At 71.1% G+C, this 21,205-nt stretch carries 17 protein-coding genes and 1 pseudogene; 8 read left to right on the forward strand and 10 right to left on the reverse strand.

Annotated elements, in window-relative coordinates; genetic code table 11:
* From Msi02_RS15630 to purD, 4 genes and pseudogenes are all read right to left on the reverse strand, one after another.
* Positions 1-631 (reverse strand): annotated as a pseudogene (locus Msi02_RS15630) (transcriptional regulator); the annotation flags it as partial.
* Positions 632-893: 262 nt separating this feature from the next.
* Positions 894-2,171 carry a UDP-N-acetylglucosamine 1-carboxyvinyltransferase gene (gene murA, locus Msi02_RS15635; protein WP_079314599.1) on the reverse strand — a complete coding sequence of 426 codons (1,278 nt, stop codon included), beginning with the start codon at positions 2,169-2,171 and terminating at the stop codon, positions 894-896.
* Between the two features lie 175 nt (positions 2,172-2,346).
* On the reverse strand, positions 2,347-3,195 hold the full coding sequence (locus tag Msi02_RS15640) for a phosphoribosylaminoimidazolesuccinocarboxamide synthase (protein WP_079314598.1): 849 nt from the start codon (positions 3,193-3,195) through the stop codon (positions 2,347-2,349).
* Between the two features lie 64 nt (positions 3,196-3,259).
* Positions 3,260-4,501, reverse strand: a complete 1,242-nt coding sequence (purD, locus tag Msi02_RS15645; RefSeq protein ID WP_204049031.1) for a phosphoribosylamine--glycine ligase — start codon at positions 4,499-4,501, stop codon at positions 3,260-3,262.
* A 403-nt stretch (positions 4,502-4,904) separates the two neighbouring features.
* Here purD and corA point away from each other — a divergent pair, with 403 nt between their 5' ends.
* Positions 4,905-6,023: a magnesium/cobalt transporter CorA gene (gene corA / locus Msi02_RS15650; protein ID WP_204049032.1), complete on the forward strand. Its 1,119-nt coding sequence runs from the start codon at positions 4,905-4,907 to the stop codon at positions 6,021-6,023.
* Between the two features lie 77 nt (positions 6,024-6,100).
* Here the strand turns inward: corA and wrbA are convergent, their stop codons facing one another.
* Complete coding sequence (gene wrbA / locus Msi02_RS15655) at positions 6,101-6,709, reverse strand: NAD(P)H:quinone oxidoreductase (protein WP_204049033.1); 609 nt, start codon at positions 6,707-6,709, stop codon at positions 6,101-6,103.
* A 145-nt stretch (positions 6,710-6,854) separates the two neighbouring features.
* Here wrbA and sigJ point away from each other — a divergent pair, with 145 nt between their 5' ends.
* From sigJ to Msi02_RS15670, 3 genes are all read left to right on the forward strand, one after another.
* Complete coding sequence (sigJ, locus tag Msi02_RS15660) at positions 6,855-7,790, forward strand: RNA polymerase sigma factor SigJ (RefSeq protein WP_204049034.1); 936 nt, start codon at positions 6,855-6,857, stop codon at positions 7,788-7,790.
* Between the two features lie 158 nt (positions 7,791-7,948).
* Complete coding sequence (locus Msi02_RS15665) at positions 7,949-9,145, forward strand: cytochrome P450 (protein ID WP_079314592.1); 1,197 nt, start codon at positions 7,949-7,951, stop codon at positions 9,143-9,145.
* A gap of 20 nt (positions 9,146-9,165) precedes the next feature.
* Positions 9,166-9,360 carry a ferredoxin gene (locus Msi02_RS15670; RefSeq protein ID WP_142561826.1) on the forward strand — a complete coding sequence of 65 codons (195 nt, stop codon included), beginning with the start codon at positions 9,166-9,168 and terminating at the stop codon, positions 9,358-9,360.
* Positions 9,361-9,523: 163 nt separating this feature from the next.
* Here Msi02_RS15670 and Msi02_RS15675 read toward each other — a convergent pair whose 3' ends face one another.
* The 4 genes from Msi02_RS15675 to fbaA form a co-directional block, all read right to left on the reverse strand.
* Positions 9,524-10,450 carry a glycerophosphodiester phosphodiesterase family protein gene (locus Msi02_RS15675; RefSeq protein WP_204049035.1) on the reverse strand — a complete coding sequence of 309 codons (927 nt, stop codon included), beginning with the start codon at positions 10,448-10,450 and terminating at the stop codon, positions 9,524-9,526.
* Positions 10,451-10,552: 102 nt separating this feature from the next.
* The gene (locus Msi02_RS15680; RefSeq protein WP_079314589.1) at positions 10,553-11,836 is read right to left on the reverse strand and encodes an adenylosuccinate synthase; all 1,284 of its coding nucleotides are present in this window, start codon (positions 11,834-11,836) and stop codon (positions 10,553-10,555) included.
* 197 nt (positions 11,837-12,033) lie between these two features.
* Entirely contained in the window at positions 12,034-12,456 is a 423-nt protein-coding gene (locus tag Msi02_RS15685) for a DUF3151 domain-containing protein (protein ID WP_079314588.1), read from the reverse strand.
* Positions 12,457-12,561: 105 nt separating this feature from the next.
* Positions 12,562-13,584 (reverse strand): class II fructose-bisphosphate aldolase, encoded by a 1,023-nt coding sequence (fbaA, locus tag Msi02_RS15690; RefSeq protein ID WP_079314587.1) that lies wholly within the window; start codon positions 13,582-13,584, stop codon positions 12,562-12,564.
* 177 nt (positions 13,585-13,761) lie between these two features.
* On the opposite strand from fbaA, the gene Msi02_RS15695 reads away from it, so the two are divergent.
* Positions 13,762-14,442 (forward strand): DedA family protein, encoded by a 681-nt coding sequence (locus Msi02_RS15695; RefSeq protein WP_239108439.1) that lies wholly within the window; start codon positions 13,762-13,764, stop codon positions 14,440-14,442.
* Between the two features lie 134 nt (positions 14,443-14,576).
* Entirely contained in the window at positions 14,577-15,026 is a 450-nt protein-coding gene (locus Msi02_RS15700) for a hypothetical protein (RefSeq protein ID WP_204049036.1), read from the forward strand.
* Here the strand turns inward: Msi02_RS15700 and pyrE are convergent.
* On the reverse strand, positions 14,998-15,540 hold the full coding sequence (gene pyrE / locus Msi02_RS15705) for an orotate phosphoribosyltransferase (RefSeq protein WP_079314585.1): 543 nt from the start codon (positions 15,538-15,540) through the stop codon (positions 14,998-15,000). The two genes, Msi02_RS15700 and pyrE, sit on opposite strands and share 29 nt — an antisense overlap.
* 188 nt (positions 15,541-15,728) lie before the next feature.
* Here pyrE and Msi02_RS15710 point away from each other — a divergent pair, with 188 nt between their 5' ends.
* Both Msi02_RS15710 and Msi02_RS15715 read left to right on the forward strand, forming a co-directional pair.
* The gene (locus Msi02_RS15710; RefSeq protein ID WP_204049037.1) at positions 15,729-19,379 is read left to right on the forward strand and encodes a sigma factor; all 3,651 of its coding nucleotides are present in this window, start codon (positions 15,729-15,731) and stop codon (positions 19,377-19,379) included.
* 236 nt (positions 19,380-19,615) lie between these two features.
* Positions 19,616-21,190 carry an NYN domain-containing protein gene (locus Msi02_RS15715; RefSeq protein ID WP_204049038.1) on the forward strand — a complete coding sequence of 525 codons (1,575 nt, stop codon included), beginning with the start codon at positions 19,616-19,618 and terminating at the stop codon, positions 21,188-21,190.
* Positions 21,191-21,205 lie beyond the last annotated feature (15 nt).

A 21,205-nucleotide genomic window follows, 5' to 3' on the forward strand; every position in this document is an offset into this window, starting at 1 on the left:
CCCGCCGTACCGGCTCGCGCAGCGTCGGCACCTCGACCAGCACGACCGTGAGCTGCGACTCCTCCAGCCGGTGCCGGGCGCCGAGCAGCGCCGCCGTGTGCAGTGCCGTACGGACGGCCGCGGAGGTCGGCCGGATCGGCACCACCGGCACCCCGGCGGCGCTCAGCCGGTCGGCCACGCCCTGGACGCACGTGAGCGCGCCCGTCGTGGCCCCCTGGCGGAACAGCCGCTCGTGGAAGGCCGTGATCGTACCGACCGGGCCCGGCTCGTCACGGCTGTGCACCTCGCCCGAGGAGAGGTTGAGGTCGCTGTACGCCTCGTCGATGTCCGGCCGGCCGAGCACGTCGAGGCTCACCCGGCGCGGATCGATCCGCTCGTCCAGCGCTGCCCGCGCGATCGCCGCCACGAGCGCGGCCCCGCCGAGCTGCACGTGCGTGGCGGGCATCGTCAGCACGCCGGCCCGCCGGGCGAGCTCGAAAGGCACCGGACTCGCGAACAGGCACGCGTCCACACCCGGACCGAGCCGGGTCACCTTGTCCGCCGCCTCCTGCTCGTCCCGGTACGCGGCGGCGACCAGCCGGCAGGGCACCGGGGCAGCCGAGTGCCCCATGAGCATCACCCGCTCGACCAGATCGTGCGACCCCACCACTCCGATGGTGAGGTCGGGTGTCACCGTGCCCAGACGTGACCCGCGCGGAGTGTCTTCCGTGCGCTCGACCAATGTTCGTCCCATCCCACGTCGCCCTCGTTGTTGTGGCTTCTCTTTGGAACGATCGCTGGTTAAGGCCGTAATGTCACGCCCAGATTTGCCGGAATACCATTCTGGGTGGTCTCGGCGGTTCCGTAAATCGGAAGGTCCCCGCTGGTCAGGGCATTAGTAAAGGTTTCCGGACTCAGCCCTCGTCCGAAGTGGAAATTTCACGCACCACATCTGCACCAAGGGCCTGCATACGCTGTGCGAGCGCGGCGTGACCGCGGTCGATGAGATATCCGGACCCGATCGTGGTCTCGCCCTCCGCCGCGAGACCGGCGAGCACGAGTGCGATTCCCGACCGCAGGTCGTGCGCCGTCACCTCGGTGCCGTGCAGCGGCGTCGGACCGTGCACGACCGCCCGGCTGCCCTCGACCTCGACGTTCGCCCCCATCTTGTTCAGCTCGCCCGCGAGCGCGAAGCGGCCGTCGAAGATGCGCTCGTGGATGTAGCTGGAGCCCTCCGCGAGGCAGGCCACGGTCATCAGCGGCGACTGCAGGTCGGTCGCGAAGCCGGGGTAGGTGTCGGTGATGACGTTGATCGGGCGCAGCGGGCGGTTGCGGCGGACCTGGAGCACCGCGCCGTGGTTCTCGAACTCGACGCCCATCTGCTCCAGCTTCCACCGGACCACGCCGAGGTGCTCCAGGGAGGCGCCGACCAGGCTGACCTCGCCTCCGGTGATCGCCGCGGCCATGGCGAACACGCCCGCGTCGAGCCGGTCGGGCATGACCGTGTGCTCGACCGCGGTCAGCTCGTCCACGCCCTCGACCGTGATGAAGCCCGTGCCGCCGCCGCGAATGCGCGCGCCCATCCGGGTCAGCATCGTGATGACGTCGAGCACCTCGGGTTCGAGGGCGGCGTTCTCGATGACGGTGGTGCCCCGCGCCAGCGAGGCCGCCATGATCAGGTTCTCGGTGCCGGTGTGCGACGGGGTGTCGAGGTACAGCGGAGCGCCGACAAGGCCGCCGGCCTTGATGTGGATGACGGCCTCGCCCTCGTCCACCATCGCGCCCAGGCGCTTGTAGCCCAGGTAGTGGAAGTCGAGGTTGCGGCTGCCGAGGTTGCATCCGCCGATGCCCTCGATGATCGCCTCACCGAGGCGGTGGAGCAGCGCGGGGACGAACAGCACCGATCCCCGGAACCGGCGGGCGATCTCCGCGGGCAGGACCGGGCTGGTCAGGCGGGAGGCGTCGATGACGAGCGTCCGCTCGCTCTCGTGGAACTCCACCTTCGCGCCGACGGCCTGGGCGAGTTCCACCGCCCGGCGCACGTCCTCGATGACGGGCACGTTGCGGAGCACCGTGCGGCCCTCGGCCGCGAGCAGCGCCGCCCCGATCATGGGCAGTACGGCGTTCTTCGCGCCCTGGATGAAGGCGGTTCCACGCAGTACGTTGCCACCGCGCACGCGGTAACGGACCATGAATTCGACTCCTATTTCGGGGGAAGGGTGGGGGACTCCCGTCAGCCGGCAGCCGAGTCGTCGGCGAGGACGATCGGCCTAGAGTAGCCGCTGTCCCGGGAGCTTCGGGGAGGAACTACCCCCAGAACGAATGGGGGAACGGGTCACTTGAGACTACTTGTGTGACCTGTGTGATTCAGCCGCGGAAGCGCTCGCCGGTGAGCCGCTCGTACGCCTCGACGTAGCGGCTGCGGGTGCGCTCGACGATCTCGTCGGGCAGCGGCGGGGGCGCCTCACCCGACGACCTGTCCCAGCCCGACTCGGGGGACAGCAGCCAGTCCCTGACGAACTGCTTGTCGAACGACGGCTGGGAGCGGCCCGGCTCCCATTGGTCCAGCGGCCAGAAGCGGGAGGAGTCGGGCGTCAGCACTTCGTCGCCGAGCGTCAGCACGCCGTCGGCGTCCCAGCCCAGCTCGATCTTCGTGTCGGCCAGGATGATGCCACGTTCCAAAGCGATCTCGGCCCCGCGGCTGTAGACGTCGAGGGTGATCCGGCGCAGCCGCTCGGCCACGTCCTCGCCCACCTCCGCCGCGACCTCCTCGTACGTCATGGGCTCGTCGTGCTCGCCCATGGGGGCCTTGGACGACGGGGTGAAGATCGGTTCGGGCAGCCGGGACCCGTCGGTGAGCCCTTCAGGGAGCCGTACGCCGGAGACGACGCCCTCCCTGCGGTAGTCCACGAGCCCGGAGCCGGTGAGGTAGCCGCGGGCCACGCACTCCACCGGCACCATCCGCAGTCTGCGGCACAGCACTCCGCGACCGGCGAACTCCGCCGGGACGTCGGTCGAGACCACGTGGTTGGGGACGACGTCCTTGAGCTGCTCGAACCACCACAGCGACAGCCGGGTGAGGATCTCCCCCTTGTCGGGGATGCCGGGTTCGAGCACGTAGTCGAAGGCCGAGATGCGGTCGGACGCGACCATCAGCAGCAGCCCGTCGGGGGTCTCGTAGAGGTCGCGTACCTTACCGGAGTGCAGGTGCTTCACCGTTCCATCTTCCCAGCTCTCCCGTGCGCCCGAAGCAGGGGGAGCGCACGGGGAGAGCCGAGCGTCAGGAGGAGGCGGCGGTCAGGGCGATGTCGGAGCGGTGGTGGGAGCCGCGCAGGGTGATCTGCTCCAGCGCCTCGTAGGCCCGGGCCCTGGCCTGGGCGACGTCGGCGCCCGTGCCGACCACGTTGAGCACCCGCCCGCCGTTCGACACGAGCCGGTTGTCCTCGTCCAGCGTCGTGCCCGCGTGCAGCACGTACGCGCCCTCGACCGTCACCGGGAGCCCCGCGATCGGGTCGCCCTTCACCGGGTCGGCCGGGTAGTTCTCCGCGGCGAGCACCACGGTCACGGCGGCCCCGTCACGCCACCGCAGCGGCGGGTGCCCGGCGAGCGTGCCGGTCGCGCACGCGAGCAGCAGTTCTCCCAGGGGGGTCTCCAGCCGGTCGAGCACGACCTGGGTCTCCGGGTCGCCGAACCGCGCGTTGAACTCGATCACCCGGGGGCCGTCCGCGGTCAGCGCCAGCCCGGCGTACAGCACTCCCGTGTACGGCGTGCCGCGCCGCGCCATCTCCGCCACGGTCGGGCGCACGATCTCGGCCATCACCCGCTCGGACAGGTCCTCCGGCGCCCACGGCAGCGGGGTGTAGGCCCCCATGCCGCCGGTGTTGGGGCCCTTGTCGCCGTCGTAGGCCCGCTTGAAGTCCTGGGCCGGCTGCAGCGCCACCGCGTCCGTCCCGTCGCACAGCGCGAACAGCGACACCTCGGGACCGGCGAGGTACTCCTCGATGACGACCCGCCCGCACGCCCCGGCGTGCTCCAGGGCCTCCTCGCGGCTGTCGGTCACGACCACGCCCTTGCCCGCGGCCAGGCCGTCGTCCTTCACGACGTACGGCGGGCCGAACGCGTCGAGCGCCGCCGTGGCCTCCTCCTCCGTCGTGCAGGTGTACGCGCGCGCGGTCGGCACCCCGGCGGCGGTCATCACGTCCTTCGCGAAGGCCTTGGACCCCTCGATCCGCGCCGCCTCCGCCGACGGGCCGAAGCAGGCGATCCCGGCGGCCCTGACGGCGTCGGCGACGCCGGCGACCAGCGGCGCCTCGGGGCCGATCACGACGAGGCCGGCGCCCAGCCGCTCGGCGAGCGCCGTCACCGCCGCGCCGTCGGTCGGTGTGACCTGGTGCAGAGTGGCCACTTCCGCGATCCCGGCGTTGCCGGGGGCGCAGTGGACTTCTTCGACGGCGGGGTCGAGCCGCAGGGCCCGGCACAGAGCGTGCTCGCGACCCCCGGAACCGATGACAAGTACGCGCACCCGACCATTGTCGCAGTGGTCGGCCGCCTTCCGGTCTCAGGTATGGCGCCCGGGTGGATGCGGACGACGCCTGCCCCGTTTTAAGCGGGGATACACAGCGATGGCCAGTTTGTTCGGGCTGTTTTTGGCAAGAAGTGCATGATCGGTGGCACTTGACGCGGGTACCCTGGAACAGGTGTCCAACGGCCGTGTGGTAGGTTAGATAGGCTTCGCGCTGTCTCGTGGCGATTGGAGGTGGTCTGGGATGAATTCTGGTGATCCCGTCAGTACGTGCTCGCGCACGTACGTCGTGCGCATTCCCGACCACTCCGAAACTGAAGCCCGAGGGGCAGCTCACGCCTGTATGAAGGGGTGACATCACGTCGCGCGTAGAGCGTGCCGGCTCGGGCGGGAAGGGACCGCCATGCGCTCCTCTCTGCTCTTTCCCCGCATCAACAGGCACACCCGCGTCATGTCCACGCACCTCGGCGCCGCGCCGGTGAACGCCGATCCGGTCGTCCGCTGCGTGCCGCCGAGCAACTCCCTCGTCGAGTTCGGCGCGTACATCGGCGGCAAGAAGGTCGACGCCGGAGGCATTCCCGAGGCCGTGCGCCTGGTCCGGGAGCACAACGAGGCCAACGAGGTGCCCGACGCGTACGTCTGGGTCGGGCTGCACGAGCCCGCCGCGCCCGAGGTCGAGTGGCTCGCCGACGTGTTCGGCCTGCACCCGCTCGCCGTCGAGGACGCCATCAAGGCCCACCAGCGGCCCAAGGTCGAGCGCTACGGCGACTCGCTGTTCGTGGTGCTCAAGACCGTCGCGTTCCTCGACCACGAGGTGTCGGCGGCGAGCAGCGAGATCATCGGCACCGGCGAGATCATGGTGTTCGTCGGGCCCGACTTCGTCGTGACCGTACGGCACGGGCGGCACTGTCCGCTCGGCGACGTCCGCGAGAAGCTGGAGTCGAAGCCGAAGCTGATCGGCCGCGGTCCCACGGGTGTCCTCCACGCCATCGCCGACCACGTCGTGGACAAGTACCTGCAGGTCGCCGACCTCATGCAGGCCGAGCTCGAAGAGGTCGAGGCGGCCGTCTTCGCCGAGGTCAGCTCCCGCGACATCAACAGGATCTACCAGCTCAAGCGCGAGATGCTGGAGCTCAAGCGGGCCGTCGGACCGCTCCAGACCCCCTTCAACGCCCTTCCCCAGCGGCGCAGCATCCCCTCCGAGATGCGTGAGTACTTCCGCGACGTCGGAGACCACCTGTCCCGCGTGTGCGAGCAGGTCCAGGCGTCCAACGAGCTGTCCGACTCGATCCTCCAGGCTGCGCTGGCCCGCTCCAACGCCCTCGCGAACGAGGACATGCGCAAGATCTCCTCCTGGGTGGCGATCATCTCGGTCCCCACGATGATCGCCGGCATCTACGGCATGAACTTCGACCACATGCCCGAGCTCAAGTCCGTTTACGGCTACCCCGTCGTGATCGGCGTCATGGTCGTCGCCTGCACGCTCCTGCACCGCGCCTTCCGCCGCAACGGCTGGCTCTGACCGCCCTTCCCCCGGGACGCCGCCCCACGTGCGTCCCGGCGGGCGTCTCCTGCTCGCCAGGACGCGCGTGTGCCCGATCAGGCGGCGCGACCGGCCTTCAGCAAGGCCGCGGTGTCGACGACGCGGCGGGCCTGATGACGGGCCGCCTGCAGGGACACCTCGCCGGGTGCACCGTCACCGGCCACGTGCGAGGTGCCGTACGGATTGCCTGACTGGAACTGGATGGGGTCGGTGTAGCCGGGAGGCACGATGATGCCGCCCCAGTGGTAGAACGTGTTCCCCAGCGCCAGGAGGGTGGATTCCTGTCCGCCGTGGGCGGTGTTGGAGGCGGTGAAGGCCGAGTACACCTTGTCCGCGAGCTTGCCCTGGTACCACAGGGGGCCGGTGGTGTCGATGAACGCCCTGAGCTGGCCGGCCGGGTTGCCGAAGCGGCTGGGGGTGCCGAACAGCACCGCGTCGGCCCACTCCAGGTCGTCGAGGCCGGCCTCGGCGACGTCGGCGGTGTCCCGGAGGTGCGCGACCCACTCCGGCCTGGAGCCGACGACTTCCGGCGGGGCCGTCTCCGCGACCTTGCGCAGTCTCACGTGTGCGCCGGCCTTCTCCGCGCCCTCGACGGCGGCCTGCGCCAAGGCGTGCACGGTGCCGGTGGCACTGTAGTAGACGATCGCGACGTTGACGGGTTCCATGATCGGTTTCCTTCCTCAGGGTCGGTCTCAGCGGTAGGACGACACACCCCGTCGGAATGTGAGGCGACGCCGCGACCTCACACTTCGGTGGGATGTCTCGTCGAACCGAGTGAGGACGGATGCGACCAAGGGAGCCGGCGACACCATGACCAACCCATCCGGGCCGGGACACGGCCGGCCCGACCCCAGCCTGAGCGTGATCATGAGCGAGCGGCGCCGGTTGATCAACCTCGCGTACCGGCTCCTCGGCTCCCTGGCCGATGCCGAGGACGTCGTGCAGGAGACCTACGCCCGCTGGTACGCCATGCCGCGGCAGCGGCAGGATGCCGTCGGGTCCCCCGGCGGCTGGCTGACGACGGTCGCCAGTCGCATCTGCCTGGACCTGCTCGGCTCGGCGCGGGCCCGGCGGGAGCGCTACGTGGGCGAATGGATCCCGGAGCCGCTGCCCGAGCCCGCGGAGTGGATCGACGGGCGGCCGGGCGGTGCCACGGTCGATCCGGCCGACCGGGTCACCCTCGACGAATCCGTCAACATGGCCTTCCTCGTCGTGCTCGACTCGATGACCCCGGCCGAGCGCGTCGCGTTCATCCTGCACGACGTCTTCCGCTACTCCTTCGCCGAGGTGGCCGAGATCGTCGGCCGCACCCCGGCGGCATGCCGCCAGCTGGCCTCATCGGCCCGCCGCCGCATCCGCGACTCACGGGTCCCCGCGACCCCGGCGGCCCGGCGTGCCGGCATCGTGAGGGAATTCAAACAGGCGTGGGAAGCCAAGGACATCGACGCCCTCATCGGCCTCCTCGCCCCCGACGCCACGGCGACCGGCGACGGCGGCGGACTCGTCGGCGCCGCGCTTCGTCCGGTCGAAGGCGCCGAGCAGATCGCGCGCTTCTTCGCGGACCGGGCCAGGGCGGTGCCCGGCGTGACGATTCTGGAGTGCACGGTCAACGGCCAGCCCGGTCTGGTGGGCCGGCAGGACGGCGTCACCGTGTCGGTGATGGCGTTCGACGTCGCAGGCGACCGGATCACGCACATCTGGGCGGTACTCAACCCCGACAAGCTCCGGCCTTGGACGACGGGCTGACAACCATGGCATCCGTTCGGCCGGCGGGATCCGGATGCGTACGCTTCGTGACCGCAATCATGAGCAATCAGTCATTGCGATATGTCAGATGATGTTGTTAGGTGGGGGGAGCGGGCCGCTCGACACATCGACCGTTTCCACTCTCGCAGGAGCGTGTCATGACAGAGGCGACACCCCGGCTGGCAACTTATCCTCTCACTCGGGAACGTGCCTTCGATCCGCCGGACGAACTGGCACGTCGCCGCGCTGAGGCGCCGATCCAGCGGATGACGTACGCGGACGGGCACGAGGGCTGGCTGGTGACGGGGTACGCGGAGTCGCGCGCCATCCTGGCCGACAACCGCTTCAGCAGCCGCCCCGAACTGCTGCACTCGCCGATCCCCCAGCGCGGGGAGTTCCGCCGTGAGCCGCTGACACCGGGGTTCTTCATCCGCATGGATCCCCCCGCGCACACCCGCTACCGCCGCCTCCTGACCGGGCAGTTCACCGTGCGGCGGATGAAGACGCTCGAACCGAGGATCCAGGAGATCACCGAGAGCCGCCTCGACGCCATGGAGCGCGAGGGCGCCCCCGCCGACCTCGTCGAGTCCTTCGCGCTGCCCATCCCCTCCCTGGTGATCTGCGAACTGCTCGGCGTGCCGTACGAGGACCGGGAGAAGTTCCAGCGCGACTCGGCGGTGCTGCTGAACCTGGACTCCTCGATAGAGGACGTCCGGGCGGCTGTGCAGGACCTGTACTCCTACCTGCACGGTCTCGTCACGATGAAGGCGGAGGAACCCGCCGACGACATACTGAGCGGCCTGGTCGCGGGCGGGGAACTGACGACCGAGGAGATCGGCGGCATCGGGCTGCTGCTGCTCATCGCGGGGCACGAGACGACCGCCAACATGCTCGGCCTCGGCACGTTCGCGCTGCTGACGAACCCGGACCAGCTCGCCGTCGTACGGGACGACCCGGCCGCCGTCGAGAACGCGGTGGAGGAACTGCTGCGCTACCTCAGCATCGTGCACATCGGGCCGACCCGTACGGCCCTGGAGGACGTGGAGGTCGGCGGCGCCCTGATCAGGGCCGGCGAGTCGGTGACGATGTCCGTCGGGGCGGCGAACCGGGATCCCGAGCGGTTCGAGGGCGGCGACGCCCTCGACGTGACCCGGCCGGCGCACGGGCACCTGAGCTTCGGGCACGGCATCCACCAGTGCCTGGGCCAGCAGCTCGCCAGGATCGAGATGCGCATCGCCTATCCCGCGCTGCTGCGCCGCTTCCCCAACCTGCGCCTGGCCGTGCCCGCGCGGGAGGTACCGTTGCGGTCCAATATGGCGATCTACGGTGTGCACCGCCTGCCGGTGCTGTGGTGAGGAAAGTCGCTGGGGGAACGATGAAGATCAAGGCGGACACCGGACGGTGTATCGGCGCGGGGATGTGCGTGCTCACGCTGCCCCAGGTGTTCGATCAGAGCGAGGACGACGGGACGGTCGTGGTGCTCGACGCCGAGCCCTCGGCCGACCTCGCGCCCGCCGTGAACAGGGCCGTGCAGCTCTGTCCGTCCGGCGCGCTGTCCGTGGAGGAGTGAGCCCGTACGGGCTGTGTGACGGCGACACGCTGGGCCGGGTGACGCTCAGCTACTTGACGGGCACGGTCCGATGGGCTTGGCTGGTAATCGGCTGTGAAAGCCATTCTTGTGGGTGACCCTGGAGCCCCGCCTCTTGCCGCAGGCGGGGCTCCTCCCATGTGCGTCAGGCTCCGACCGGCCGGAGTGGGGTCACCGGGTCGGGCAGCGGCAGGCCGCGGGCCTTCCAGAGACGGCGCATGCGGTCGGGGTAGTCGGTGACGATGCCGGCCACGCCCATGTCGATCAGCCGGGCTGCCTCGTCGGGCTCGTTGACCGTCCACACCACGACCGGCAGGCCCTGCCGGGCCGCCCCGGTCATCAGCGCCTCGTCGACGAGCACGCGGTCGGGGGACAGTGTCGTCGCCCCCACCGCCGCTGCCGCCGCCGCGAGGTCGCCGCCGGCCTCGCCGAGGCGGATGCCGTTCATCCAGGCGGGGGTCATCGTGTCGCGCTCGACCAGGGCGTACCGCCGCTCGACCAGCGGCCTGGCGATCTCCAGGATCCGCCAGTCGAAGCTGAGCAGGGCCGCCCTCGACAACCGGTCGTGCCGGTCGAGCTCGTTGACGACCTCCTCCACGAAGCGGCGGGGGTCGGCGCACAGGTCGGGACGGGTGGGATCGGACTTCAGCTCGACGTGGAGGCGCACGTGGTCGGCGCCGAGGGCGCCGATCAGGCCGAGCACCGCGCCGAGCGTCGGCATCCGGGTGTCCGGCAGCGGCACCTGCGTGAGCGCGAAGCGGTCGTCCGGCCGCTCGGGCAGCCGTACGCCGACGTCGAGGGTGCGCAGCTGCGGCAGCGTGAGCGCGATGATCGGCTTGCCGACGTAGGGGAACATCTCGTCCCCGGGAACGGCCATGCCCGTGTCGGCGCTGGTCACCGCGGACACGTGCAGGTCGTGAGTGAGCACGAGCTGCCCGTCCGCGGACATGGCGACGTCGAACTCGAGTGCGTCGACCCCCAGCTCCAGCGCGAAGGCCAGGCCGGGCAGGGTGTTCTCGGGCCTCAGGCCCCGCGCTCCACGGTGTCCGTGCAGCTCAACGTATCCATGCACAGCGGCGTACCTTACCGCCTCGCCCGTCCGCGGCCCGGAACCCTCCGGTTCCGGGCGCGTACGCCACGAATCATCAGATGAGGGGACGGATCTGGATGGTCCTCAGATGAGGGAGCGAATCTGAATGGTCTGCGTGCGGCCCGGGCCGACGCCGATGGCGGAGATCGGGGCGCCGCTCATCTCCTCCAGCGCCCTGACGTACGCCTGCGCGTTCGGCGGCAGGTCCTCGAACGTCTTGGCGCTGGTGATGTCCTCCTGCCAGCCCGGCAGCTCCTCGTAGATCGGCGTGGCGTGGTGGAAGTCGGTCTGCGTCATCGGGATCTCGTCGTGGCGGACGCCGTCCACGTCGTACGCCACGCAGACCGGGATCCGCTCCAGCCCGGACAGCACGTCGAGCTTGGTCAGGAAGAAGTCGGTCACGCCGTTGATCCGGGTGGCGTACCGCGCGATGACCGCGTCGAACCAGCCGCAGCGGCGGTTGCGGCCGGTGGTCACGCCGTACTCGCCGCCGGTCTGGCGCAGCCAGTCGCCCTGCTCGTCCAGCAGCTCGGTCGGGAACGGCCCCGACCCCACGCGCGTGGTGTACGCCTTCAGGATGCCGATGATCCTGGTCAGGCGGGTCGGCGGGATGCCGGAACCGGCGCAGGCGCCGCCCGAGGTGGGGGAGCTGGAGGTCACGAAGGGGTAGGTGCCGTGGTCGATGTCGAGCAGCGTGCCCTGCCCGCCCTCGAGCAGCACGACCTTGTCCTGGTCGAGCGCCTGCGAGAGCACCAGCGAGGTGTCGGCGATGTGGGGGCGCAGCCGCTCGGCGTAGCCGAGGTACTCCTCCAGCACCTTCGCCGGGTCGAGCCCACGGCGGTTGTAGATCTTGGTGAGGATCTGGTTCTTCTCGCCCACCGCGGCCTCGATCTTCTTGCCGAGGATGCCGGGGTCGAGCAGGTCCTGGACCCGGATGCCCATGCGGTAGATCTTGTCGCCGTACGCCGGGCCGATGCCGCGGCCGGTCGTGCCGATCTTGGCCTTGCCGAGGAAACGCTCGCTGACCTTGTCGATGGCCTTGTGCTGGGGCATGATCAGGTGCGCGTTGGCCGAGATCAGCAGCCGGTCGCAGGAGATGCCGCGCTCGGCCAGCCCGTCGATCTCGCTGAGCAGCACGCCCGGGTCGATGACCACGCCGTTGCCGATCACCGGCACCACGTCGGGTGAGAGCACACCGGTCGGCAGCAGGTGCAACGCGTACTTCTGGTCGCCGATGACGACGGTGTGGCCCGCGTTGTTGCCGCCCTGGTAACGCACGACGTAGTCGACGTCACCGCCCAGCAGGTCGGTGGCCTTCCCCTTGCCCTCATCGCCCCACTGGGCGCCAACGAGAACGACAGCCGGCATGGTTCAACTCCCGCACCAAGACGAAAGCCCCTGACGCAAGCGCGGCAGGGGCCTCTTGCACACAGAGACTACCTGAGGGGCATGCCGACGGTGAACGGAGTCTTAAGTCCCGAGACGGGCCCGGCCGTCCGCGTACGACCCCGTGTAACGGCTCCGTGTGTAACGGCTCCGTTCAGGCAGTTCGTCCTGGAGGTCGTTCAGGAGTTCGCGGTGAGCGCCTCCGCGGCGGCCTGGCTGCTGTCGCGCAGGAACTGGGCGCAGCGCTCGGCCTCGTCCTTCTCGCCGATCGCCTGGGCCGCCCGGGCGAGGGCGTTCAGGCAGCGCAGGAACCCCTGGTTCGGCTCGTGCTCCCACGGGATCGGCCCGTGCCCCTTCCAGCCCGCGCGGCGCAGCTGGTCGAGACCCCGGTGGTAACCGGTGCGCGCGAACGCGTACGAGGTGACGGCGTGACCCGCGGCGAAGTAGTCGTCGGCGAGAGCGGCCCAGGCCGCCGAGTAGGCGGGGAAGCGGGCGGCCACGTCTGCCGCCTTGGCGCCCGACTCGAGCATCTGCCGCGCCTCGGGGTTGTCCGGCAGCAAGGTGGGCGGCGGGCCGGCAAGGAGGTTCTCGTGCGATTCCATGGGCACAGTCTTACCTGTCCAGGAGCCGCAGGGGTATGGGCGTCCCGGCGGGAACAGAAGATCGATACAAGAATGGATCTTCCGGTTTCCCGCCGGGCCGTTCCCTTACTTGATCTTGGTGCCCGCGGACTTGAGCTGCTGGCACGCCTCGGCCACGCGCGCGGCCATGCCGGCCTCGGCCGCCTTACCGTACGCACGCGGGTCGTAGGCCTTCTTGTTGCCGACCTCGCCGTCGACCTTCAGCACGCCGTCGTAGTTGCGGAACACGTGGTCCACGATCGGGCGGGTGAAGGCGTACTGCGTGTCGGTGTCGATGTTCATCTTCACCACGCCGTACGAGATCGACTCGTGGATCTCCTCAAGGGCGGAGCCGGAGCCGCCGTGGAAGACCAGCGAGAACGGCTTCTCCTTGCCGTACTTGGCGCCGACGGCGTCCTGGATCTCCTTGAGCACGCTCGGGCGCAGCTTGACGTGGCCCGGCTTGTAGACGCCGTGGACGTTGCCGAAGGTGGCGGCGACGATGTAGCGGCCGCGCTCGCCCAGGCCGAGGGTCTCGGCGACGGCCAGCGCGTCCTCCGGCGTCGTGTAGAGCTTCTCGTTGATCTCGCCGACGATGCCGTCCTCCTCACCGCCGACCACGCCGATCTCGATCTCGAGGACGACCTTGGCGGCGGCGGTCTTGTCGAGCAGCTCGCTGGCGATCTGGAGGTTCTCGTCGAGCGGCACGGCGGAGCCGTCCCACATGTGCGACTGGAACAGCGGGTCCTGGCCGCGCGCGACGCGCTCGGCGGAGATCTCCAGCAGCGGGCGGACGAACGAGCCGAGCTTGTCCTTCGGGCAGTGGTCGGTGTGCAGCGCCACCGTCACCGGGTACTTCTCGGCGACCACACGGGCGAACTCGGCGAACGCCACCGACCCGGTGACCATGTCCTTCACGGTGGTGCCGGAGAGGAACTCCGCGCCACCGGTCGACACCTGGATGATCCCGTCACTTTCCGCCTCCGCGAAGCCGCGCAGCGCGGCGTGCAGGGTCTGCGACGAGGTCACGTTGATCGCCGGGTACGCGAAGCCGCCCGCTTTGGCGCGGTCGAGCATCTCGGCGTAGACCTCTGGAGTCGCGATAGGCATGCGAAGTCATCTCCTTCTGACGGTATGCGGCGTGGCAAGTATCCCGAAGCCCGGGCCGATCGGGAAAGCCGGGTATGTGGGGCCGCCGGGAAAGACGCGGTGATTCCGCGATTCACGGTTTTCCACAGCCCTGCCGCTTCTCAGTCTCATCTCATCCGGGACAGGTAGGCTCGCCCCGTGGACGTGCTCTTGGACCTTCTTGACCCGAAGTGGTGGCTGAGCATGCTCGGCGCCTTCGCGACGATCGGCGTCATCGCCATCGTATTCGCCGAGACGGGGCTGCTCGTCGGGTTCTTCCTGCCCGGTGACTCGCTGTTGGTGACCGCTGGAATTTTCAGCACGGCCGCCGCCGCACAGGGATTCGGGATCGCGCCTCTGTCACTGCCCACCCTGCTGATCGGAGCGCCGCTGGCGGCGATCGCGGGGGCGCAGCTGGGCCACTTCCTGGGGGCCAAGGTCGGCAGGAAGATGTTCGACAAGCCGGACTCCCGGCTGTTCAAGAGGGAGCACGTCGAGAAGGCGGAGTTCTACTTCGAGAAGTTCGGCCCGGCGAAGGCCGTGGTCGCCGCGCGGTTCATGCCGATCGTCCGCACCTTCATGAACCCTGTCGCCGGCGTGCTGGAGATGGACGCGCGCCGCTTCTTCGTCTGGAACGTCCTCGGCGGTGTCGTCTGGGTCGAGGCCCTGCTCCTGCTCGGCTATTTCCTCGGCAGCAAGGTCGAGGGCATCGACAAGTACATCCTTCCGGGGGTCTTCGTCGTGGTCCTTCTGTCGGTGATCCCGATTGTGCGCGAGGTCATGAAAAATCGCCGGGCCGCCTCCGCCGTCCCCAAGGGCCGCCACCACGCCCCCCGGTAAGCCGCCGGTGGGACGCTCCGGCCGTGGGCGAGTGCCTACGGGGGAGTCGGCGGATGACCTGCGGGAAAGTGCTGCCGCACAAGAAGTGACCGGTCAGTACTGAGATATGCCTCACACCCGCTACCCTCCCGAATGTGGGACGCCACAGGTCTGATCCCCTCGGCATCGCCAGGCTGGCGCTGGTCGGTCTGGTGGTCGTGCTGCTGCTCGCCGTCATCGTGGTCGGCGCGAGAGCGCTGCTGTCCACGTTCGGCTCGGAGGAGGCCGCCGCGGGCGCATCCTCCACCCCGTCGGCGCGGCCCTCCGCCGAGCCTTCCGCCGCGTCCGCCACGCCCCGCGTGCCCACCGTCCGCGTGGTCTGCCGGGCCGACCGGTGTCCCGTGTTCGTCCGGGTGCCCGGCGGCGACGTGCTCATCGACCGGGACCTGGCCCGGGGCGAGGAGGCGTCCTACTTCCAGCCCGAACTCGACGTCGTCCTCGACGACGCGAGCACGGTCCAGGTCTTCGAGAACGGAACCGCCAGGTCCCCCGGGCCGGCCGGCGAGCGGCAGGCGTTCAGTGTGAGGCGATCCCCAGATCAGTGAGCGAAAAGGCGGAGCGGTACGGCACGCCGGTCGCGGCCAGCGCCTCGTCGCCGCCCCGGTGCACGATCGTCGCGATGCCGACGACCTGCGCACCGGCCTCGCGCAACGCCTCCACGGCGGTGAGCACGGACCCGCCCGTCGTCGTGGTGTCCTCCACCGCGAGCACCCGGCGTCCGGCGACGTCCGGACCCTCGATCCTGCGCTGCAGGCCGTGGGCCTTGCCCGCCTTGCGCACCACGAACGCGTCGAGCGTGCGGCCACGGGCCGCCGCGGCGTGCAGCATCGACGTCGCCACCGGGTCGGCGCCCAGCGTGAGACCGCCGACCGCCTCGTAGTCCAGGTCCTCGGTGAGGTCCAGCATCACGCGGCCCACCAGTGGCGCCGCCACGCCGTCCAGGGTGATGCGGCGCAGGTCGACGTACCAGTCGGCCTCCTTGCCGGAGGACAGTACGACCCGGCCGTGCACGATGCCCTTGTTCTTGATCTCGTCCAGCAGTCTCTCGCGGTCACTCATGAGGCTCAGCGTACGGCCGGCCCCGTGATGCGGGCCCTACGGGCCCGGGGGCCGTGCGTGGCGTGCGACGACTACTGAGAGTAAAGAGGCTCCAGCGGTTTAGCCAGGACATGGACTGCGGAATGTATCGCCGTGCAACTCATCGTAATCGCGAGGTCGCAATGCGTAGAGAAGTCCGGCATACCGACATGGAACTGCTTGAGGCCGTGCGGGGAGGCGACACGGCGGCCTTCGGGACGCTCTACCGGCGGCACTCGCCCGCCGCGCGGTCGCTGGCCCGGCAGGTCGTGCAGAGCGAGGACGCGGTCGAGGACCTCCTCGTCGAGACCTTCGCCCGAGTGCTCGAGGTGGTGCGGCGGGGCGGCGGCCCCGCCTCCGCGTTCCGGCCCTATCTCCTCGCGTCGCTGCGCCGCTACGCCGCCGCCGGAGTGGTCGATCTGGCCGACGGCGACTCGCTCTACGTGGACCCCGAACTCGCCGGGCTGGAGCGCTCGCCGCTCGCCCGGGCGTACCGCTCGCTGCCGGAACGCTGGCGCATGCTGCTGTGGCACGTGGAGGTCGAGGGCGGCAGGCCCGCTGACGCGGGCCCGCTGCTCGGCCTGTCGGGCAGGGCCGCGGCCCTTCTCACCCGGAGGGCCCGTCAGGGCCTGCGGGAGGCGTACGTGCGGCTGCACCTGGAGAACGGTCCCCGTGCCGAGTGCCGGCCCATCCTCTCCATGATCCTCCGCTACGTCGAGAACGGCCTGCCCAAGCAGGAGGCCGGCGCGGTCGACGCCCATGTGGCCGAGTGCATCGACTGCCGGTCGGTCTTCCTCCAGATGGTCGATCTCACGCAGGAACTGCGGGCCGTCGTCGGCCAGCTCATCGCCGGCCCGGCCGTGGACGACTATCTCGCCGACCTCGCCACCACGACCGCCGCGGGCTCACGGTCGTACGGCGGCGGCATGACGAGCGGCACCAGCGGGCGCGGGCCGGACGGCAGGGTGAGCGGCAGGGCGCGGGCGCGACTGGAAGCCGTTCGCCATCACATGGGGGGATTGACGAGCCGCGCGGACCGCCGCATGAGGGGAGCCGTTCGGGCCGCCCAGGACGGGACGGGCCCGGCCGGGCGTGCACGCGGGCGGGCGGACGCCCTGCTCCGCGGGGCGTACGGCCGGGCCCGGACGACGACCCGGCGCGCGTGCGCGAAGGTCGGCGCGGCGCCGAGAGCGATGTACGGCCGCGCGCGGATGGCGACCCGGCGTGTGTACGCGAAGGTGGGCCCGAAGGTGAGTGCGCTGCCGCGGGCGGCGTTCGTCCGGGCGCGGGCGGCGCTGGCGTGGTTGTCCGCACTGGTGCGGAGCGTGCCGACGCCGCATCGGGCGGTGCTGGGAGGCATCGCCGTCGCCGCCCTCGCGACGGCCGCCTTCCTGCTCGTCGCCCAGCCGACGGGAATGCTCTTCACCGGCGGCTCGGGGGGACAGGGCGGGACGCGGGCCCTGGACCGCCCGCAGCCCGCGGACAGCGCGGCCTCGCGTTCGCGGGCCGCCACCGGCCACACGTCCCGGTCGGCCGTGGGTTCCCCGACGCCGGAGACCGCGGACGATCCGGCGGTTGGGGGCGGTCCGGCGGCCGGGGGTGATACCGACGAGCCGAGCGCGGGCATCGCGCTCGGCATGCCCGAGATCACCGGCAGGGTCACGCCTGGTGCCGATCGGCAGTCGCCACGCGAGGAGCCAAGGGCGCAGGAAGACACGGCGCAGGAGGCCACGGGGTCGCTGCCCGGCGCCGGCAGGGCGGGCGAGGATCATCCGGCCGCACGTCACGACGGACGACCGGCGGCCTCCGGCGCCCAAGGCCGTGGAGGCGGAGAGCGCCCGGGCGCCGACCGCGAGAGCGGCCGTCTCACCGGTGCGGGGCAGGACAGCAGGGGGCAGGCCAACAAGGGGCAGGACAGCAGGGGGCAGGCCAGCAACGTGCAGGCGGACAGACGCCCGGTGAGCGAGCCGGACACGACTACCGTCCTCGCCGAACGAGGTCAGGAGTCCCGCCACACGAACGCCTCCGGGGGTTCGGCTCCCGAACGGCAACCGGTGCGCGGCAAGATCTACCGGCATCCCTACCAGGACCATCGCCCCCAGACCCGCGCCCAGGGCAGCGGCCAGGACGGCGCCGAGGCCCGTGCTCAGGGCAGTGCCGAGGGCAGCGGCCAGACCCGCGCCCAGACCCACGCGCAGGGCAGCACCCAGGAGAGCGGCCAGACCCGTGCGCAGGGCGGGACGCGGCAGGCGCCGGAGCGGGCTCGTGACCGGCGCGAGCGACAGGCCCACCGTCCGGCCACCGGTCGCACCCCGGTTGTGCGGCCCGGGGACGTACAGGGCCGCCCGCAGGCCGGGGAACGCGGCCGTGAGGCCCGTGAGCATGCCCGATCGGGCCAGAGCGACAGCAGTGGAGCCCCGAAGGCCGGAAGGAACGGGAAGAAGGCGAAGGAGGCCCTCGTCGCCGCCGTCGATCCGCTGGGCGCCCTGCTGCGCGGTCAGTCCGGGCTCGTCGCCGTACGGCTGCGCAACGCGGGCGACGCCGCCACCGGCGACGTCACCGCGACGGTGACCCTCCCGCCCGGCGTCCGCTACCTGGATCAGGGCGGGCACGGAGGCCGGGGCCATGCGGCGGGCGGGCGCGCGGACCGCGCACGGCCGGGAAGCGGCGCGGGCGACGGCTGGTCGTGTGCGGCGTCGGGTCGCCAGGGGTCCAGCAGCCAGGGGTCCAGCAGCCAGGGGTCCAGCAGCCAGGTGCCGAGCAGTCAGGCGCCGAGTAGCCGGGTGTCAACCAGCGGGGTGTCCACGAGCGCGGTGCGGTGCGTCCGGGGACCGCTCGCCGCCGGTGAGGTGACGGCGATCTTCCTCAAGGTGGCCGTGGCCGCGGACGCGCCCGCGGGACGGCCCTTCACGGTACGGGTACGGTCGGGGCGGCTGGAGACCACCGCCGAGTCGTCCGTGGGGGTGCGCGCCTCGGGCGCGGCGGCCCGCTTCGCCGCTGACGGCCGCCTCGCCGCGCGGGTCGTCGGCAACGCGCTCGTGAGTTCCGCCGCGCCGGCCGCTCCCTGCGGAGCGGCAGCGGGCGACCGGGAGCGGGACTCGGGCGTGAGCGTGCCGGTCGACCTCGACAGGGACCCCTCGACGCGTACGTCCAGTTGCGCCGATCTCGACCTGCCCGCCGGCGGCCAGGTGTTGTGGGCGGGCCTCTACTGGTCCGGCGGCGGCCGGGGAGCGGTTCCCGCGGAGGACATCCGGGTGCGCGCTCCGGGGATGCCGGGATACACGACGCTGCACGCCGCCGAGGTCGCCCGGCGAAATCTGCCCACCGGGTCCGGTTATCAGGCGTTCGCCGACGTGACCTCTCTCGTCCGTACGGCGGGTGGAGGCCGCTGGTGGGTCGCGGGTGCCCCGGCGCGTACGGGAACGGTCCGGCACGCGGCCTGGGGCCTGGTGGTGATGGCCGAGGACGCGCGGCAGCCGTACACACGGGCCGTGGTCCTGGACGCCGCGGCGGTCGTCGGGAGCGAGGACAGGGCCCTGCGACTCCCCCTCGACGGCCTCGCTCCGGGCGGCGCGCCCGCGCGGATCGACCTGATGGTGTGGAACGGCGAGGGAGTCAGGGCGGGGGTCATCACGATGAATGATCGCGGGGGCCGGGAGGACCGGAGCCGGGCGGATGTCCTGGGCCAGGGAGATGCCGGAGGTGTCGCGGTCGACACGCTCCACGCCCTCCTGGGACCCCACCCCGCACTCCAGCTCGCCACCCGGCGCGACCCCGTGTTCTTCGGCGTCGCGGTGGTGAGCGCCAGAACGTGGTCTTGACATCCTCCCTTGCTGTCTCGCCGGAAAGCGGATGTTCCCCGTACGTTCTCCATAACAAATTGGTGGGAGGCGATACATGGACAAACTGGTACGGTCGGCATGAACGCTTCCGGTCCCAGGGTCGTGGGCGTCCCGATCCCCCACCAGGCGGGCGAGGGCTGAATCGCCGGGAATCACCCTCGCGGGAAGACACCCTTGACTACCCTGAGAGAGCCACGTAGGAAGGGCGGTGTCGCGTGGATCGCTGCGCGCTGTTCGTTGACGCCGGCTACTTGCTGGCAGACGGCGCGATGGCCGTCCATGGGACCCGCCATCGCGAGGCCGTCTCCTGGGACTATCCGGGCCTGCTGCAGCTCCTGACGAACCTGTCAAGAGAGCGCACGGGCCTGCCGCTCCTGCGCTGCTACTGGTACGAGGCGACCGTCGAGGGCCGCCGTACGCCCGAGCACGACGTGCTGGCGGACATCCCCGGGCTCAAGCTCCGTCTCGGCCGGATCCGGCCGGGCCGGCGGGAAGGCGTGGACGCCCAGGTCCACCGTGACCTCATGACCCTGGCGCGCAACAACGCGGTCTGCGACGCGGTCGTGGTCAGCGGCGACGAGGACCTCGCCCAGGTGGTGAGCGACGCGCAGGACCTCGGCGTCCGCGTGACCGTCATGCAGATCGCCACCGACGGCGCCTGGTCGTCGGCGCGCACCCTGCGGCAGGAGTGCGACGACCTCGTCGAGATCGCGAGCGGCCATCTCCGGCCGTACGTCACGATGCTCACCGGGGCGGACCCGGGCCCGGGCCTCGGCAACGGCCAGTCCCACGGCAACGGCCTCGTCCCCCACGGAAACGGCTCGCTGTCCAACGGGACGCACTTCAAAGGCTCGCAGCAGAACGGCTCCCAGCAGAACGGCACCCAGTCGCAGGGGAGCCACGCCACCGGCCTCCACGGCGGGGCGACCCCGGTGACGGGACCACACGGCAGCCCGTCGCAGAGCGCGTCGCACGACCTGGGCGCATCCGGTGCGGCGTCGAACGTCACCCAACCGCACGCCACGGGGACACCCGGCGCGGGCATCCACAGCGGCGGATCGCACGGCACGGGCACCTCAGGAGGCGGCACCCCCGCAAGCGGCGCCCAAGACACGAGCTCACACGGCCCTGGCTCACATGGCACGGGCTCGCTCGGTACCGGCTCACACGGCACGGGCTCACACGGTACTGGGGCACACAGCGGCGGGCGGTCGTCCGCCGCCCACGCACGTCCGGCCCTTCCCGCGCAGCCGTCTCCGCCGGTCTACAACGGCTACTCGCCGGAGTCCCAGCAGCCGCCCGGCCAGCCGTCTCTGCCGCAGCGGCAGGCTCAGCCGCCCGCGAGCGCTCCGCTGCCGGCCCCGCCGGCGTCCACGCCGTCGCCGCCGTCGCCGCCGTCACCGCCCTCCTCGGGAGTCCAGACGCCGCCGAGCAGCCCGGCGCAGAGCCAGTACGGCTCCGGCCCCGCCGGCTACTCGCCCTCCCAGCTGGGGCCGTACACCGGTCCACAGCCCGCGCCGGTGCCTATCCAGACAGGAGGCACCACGACGCTCGCCGAGGCGGTGACGGCCGCGCACAAGGAGGGCCACGACTTCGGCGAGTCGGTCGCCCGGGACGCCCCCGCGCTGTGGCTGGAGGCCGTGCTCGCCCGCAAGCCCCGGATGCCGTCCGACCTGGAGGCCCGCCTGCTGCAGGGGTCCTCGCTGCCGATCGACTTCCTGCTGCACGACGAGGTCAGGCACGCCCTGCGCCGCGGCTTCTGGGACGCACTGGAGCGCGCCCGGCGCTGACTCGCCGTTCCACCG

This window comes from Microbispora siamensis, from assembly GCF_016863095.1.
GTDB lineage: Bacteria > Actinomycetota > Actinomycetes > Streptosporangiales > Streptosporangiaceae > Microbispora > Microbispora siamensis.

Excerpts from the sequence above, each read along its gene's own strand:
- murA (WP_079314599.1), bottom strand. The coding sequence starts at position 2,171 with ATGGTCCGTTACCGCGTGCGCGGTGGCAACGTACTGCGTGGAACCGCC.
- corA (WP_204049032.1), top strand. The coding sequence starts at position 4,905 with ATGCGCTCCTCTCTGCTCTTTCCCCGCATCAACAGGCACACCCGCGTC.
- wrbA (WP_204049033.1), bottom strand. The coding sequence starts at position 6,709 with ATGGAACCCGTCAACGTCGCGATCGTCTACTACAGTGCCACCGGCACC.
- sigJ (WP_204049034.1), top strand. The coding sequence starts at position 6,855 with ATGACCAACCCATCCGGGCCGGGACACGGCCGGCCCGACCCCAGCCTG.
- Msi02_RS15665 (WP_079314592.1), top strand. The coding sequence starts at position 7,949 with ATGACAGAGGCGACACCCCGGCTGGCAACTTATCCTCTCACTCGGGAA.
- Msi02_RS15670 (WP_142561826.1), top strand. The coding sequence starts at position 9,166 with ATGAAGATCAAGGCGGACACCGGACGGTGTATCGGCGCGGGGATGTGC.
- Msi02_RS15680 (WP_079314589.1), bottom strand. The coding sequence starts at position 11,836 with ATGCCGGCTGTCGTTCTCGTTGGCGCCCAGTGGGGCGATGAGGGCAAG.
- Msi02_RS15685 (WP_079314588.1), bottom strand. The coding sequence starts at position 12,456 with ATGGAATCGCACGAGAACCTCCTTGCCGGCCCGCCGCCCACCTTGCTG.
- fbaA (WP_079314587.1), bottom strand. The coding sequence starts at position 13,584 with ATGCCTATCGCGACTCCAGAGGTCTACGCCGAGATGCTCGACCGCGCC.
- pyrE (WP_079314585.1), bottom strand. The coding sequence starts at position 15,540 with ATGAGTGACCGCGAGAGACTGCTGGACGAGATCAAGAACAAGGGCATC.
- Msi02_RS15710 (WP_204049037.1), top strand. The coding sequence starts at position 15,729 with ATGGAACTGCTTGAGGCCGTGCGGGGAGGCGACACGGCGGCCTTCGGG.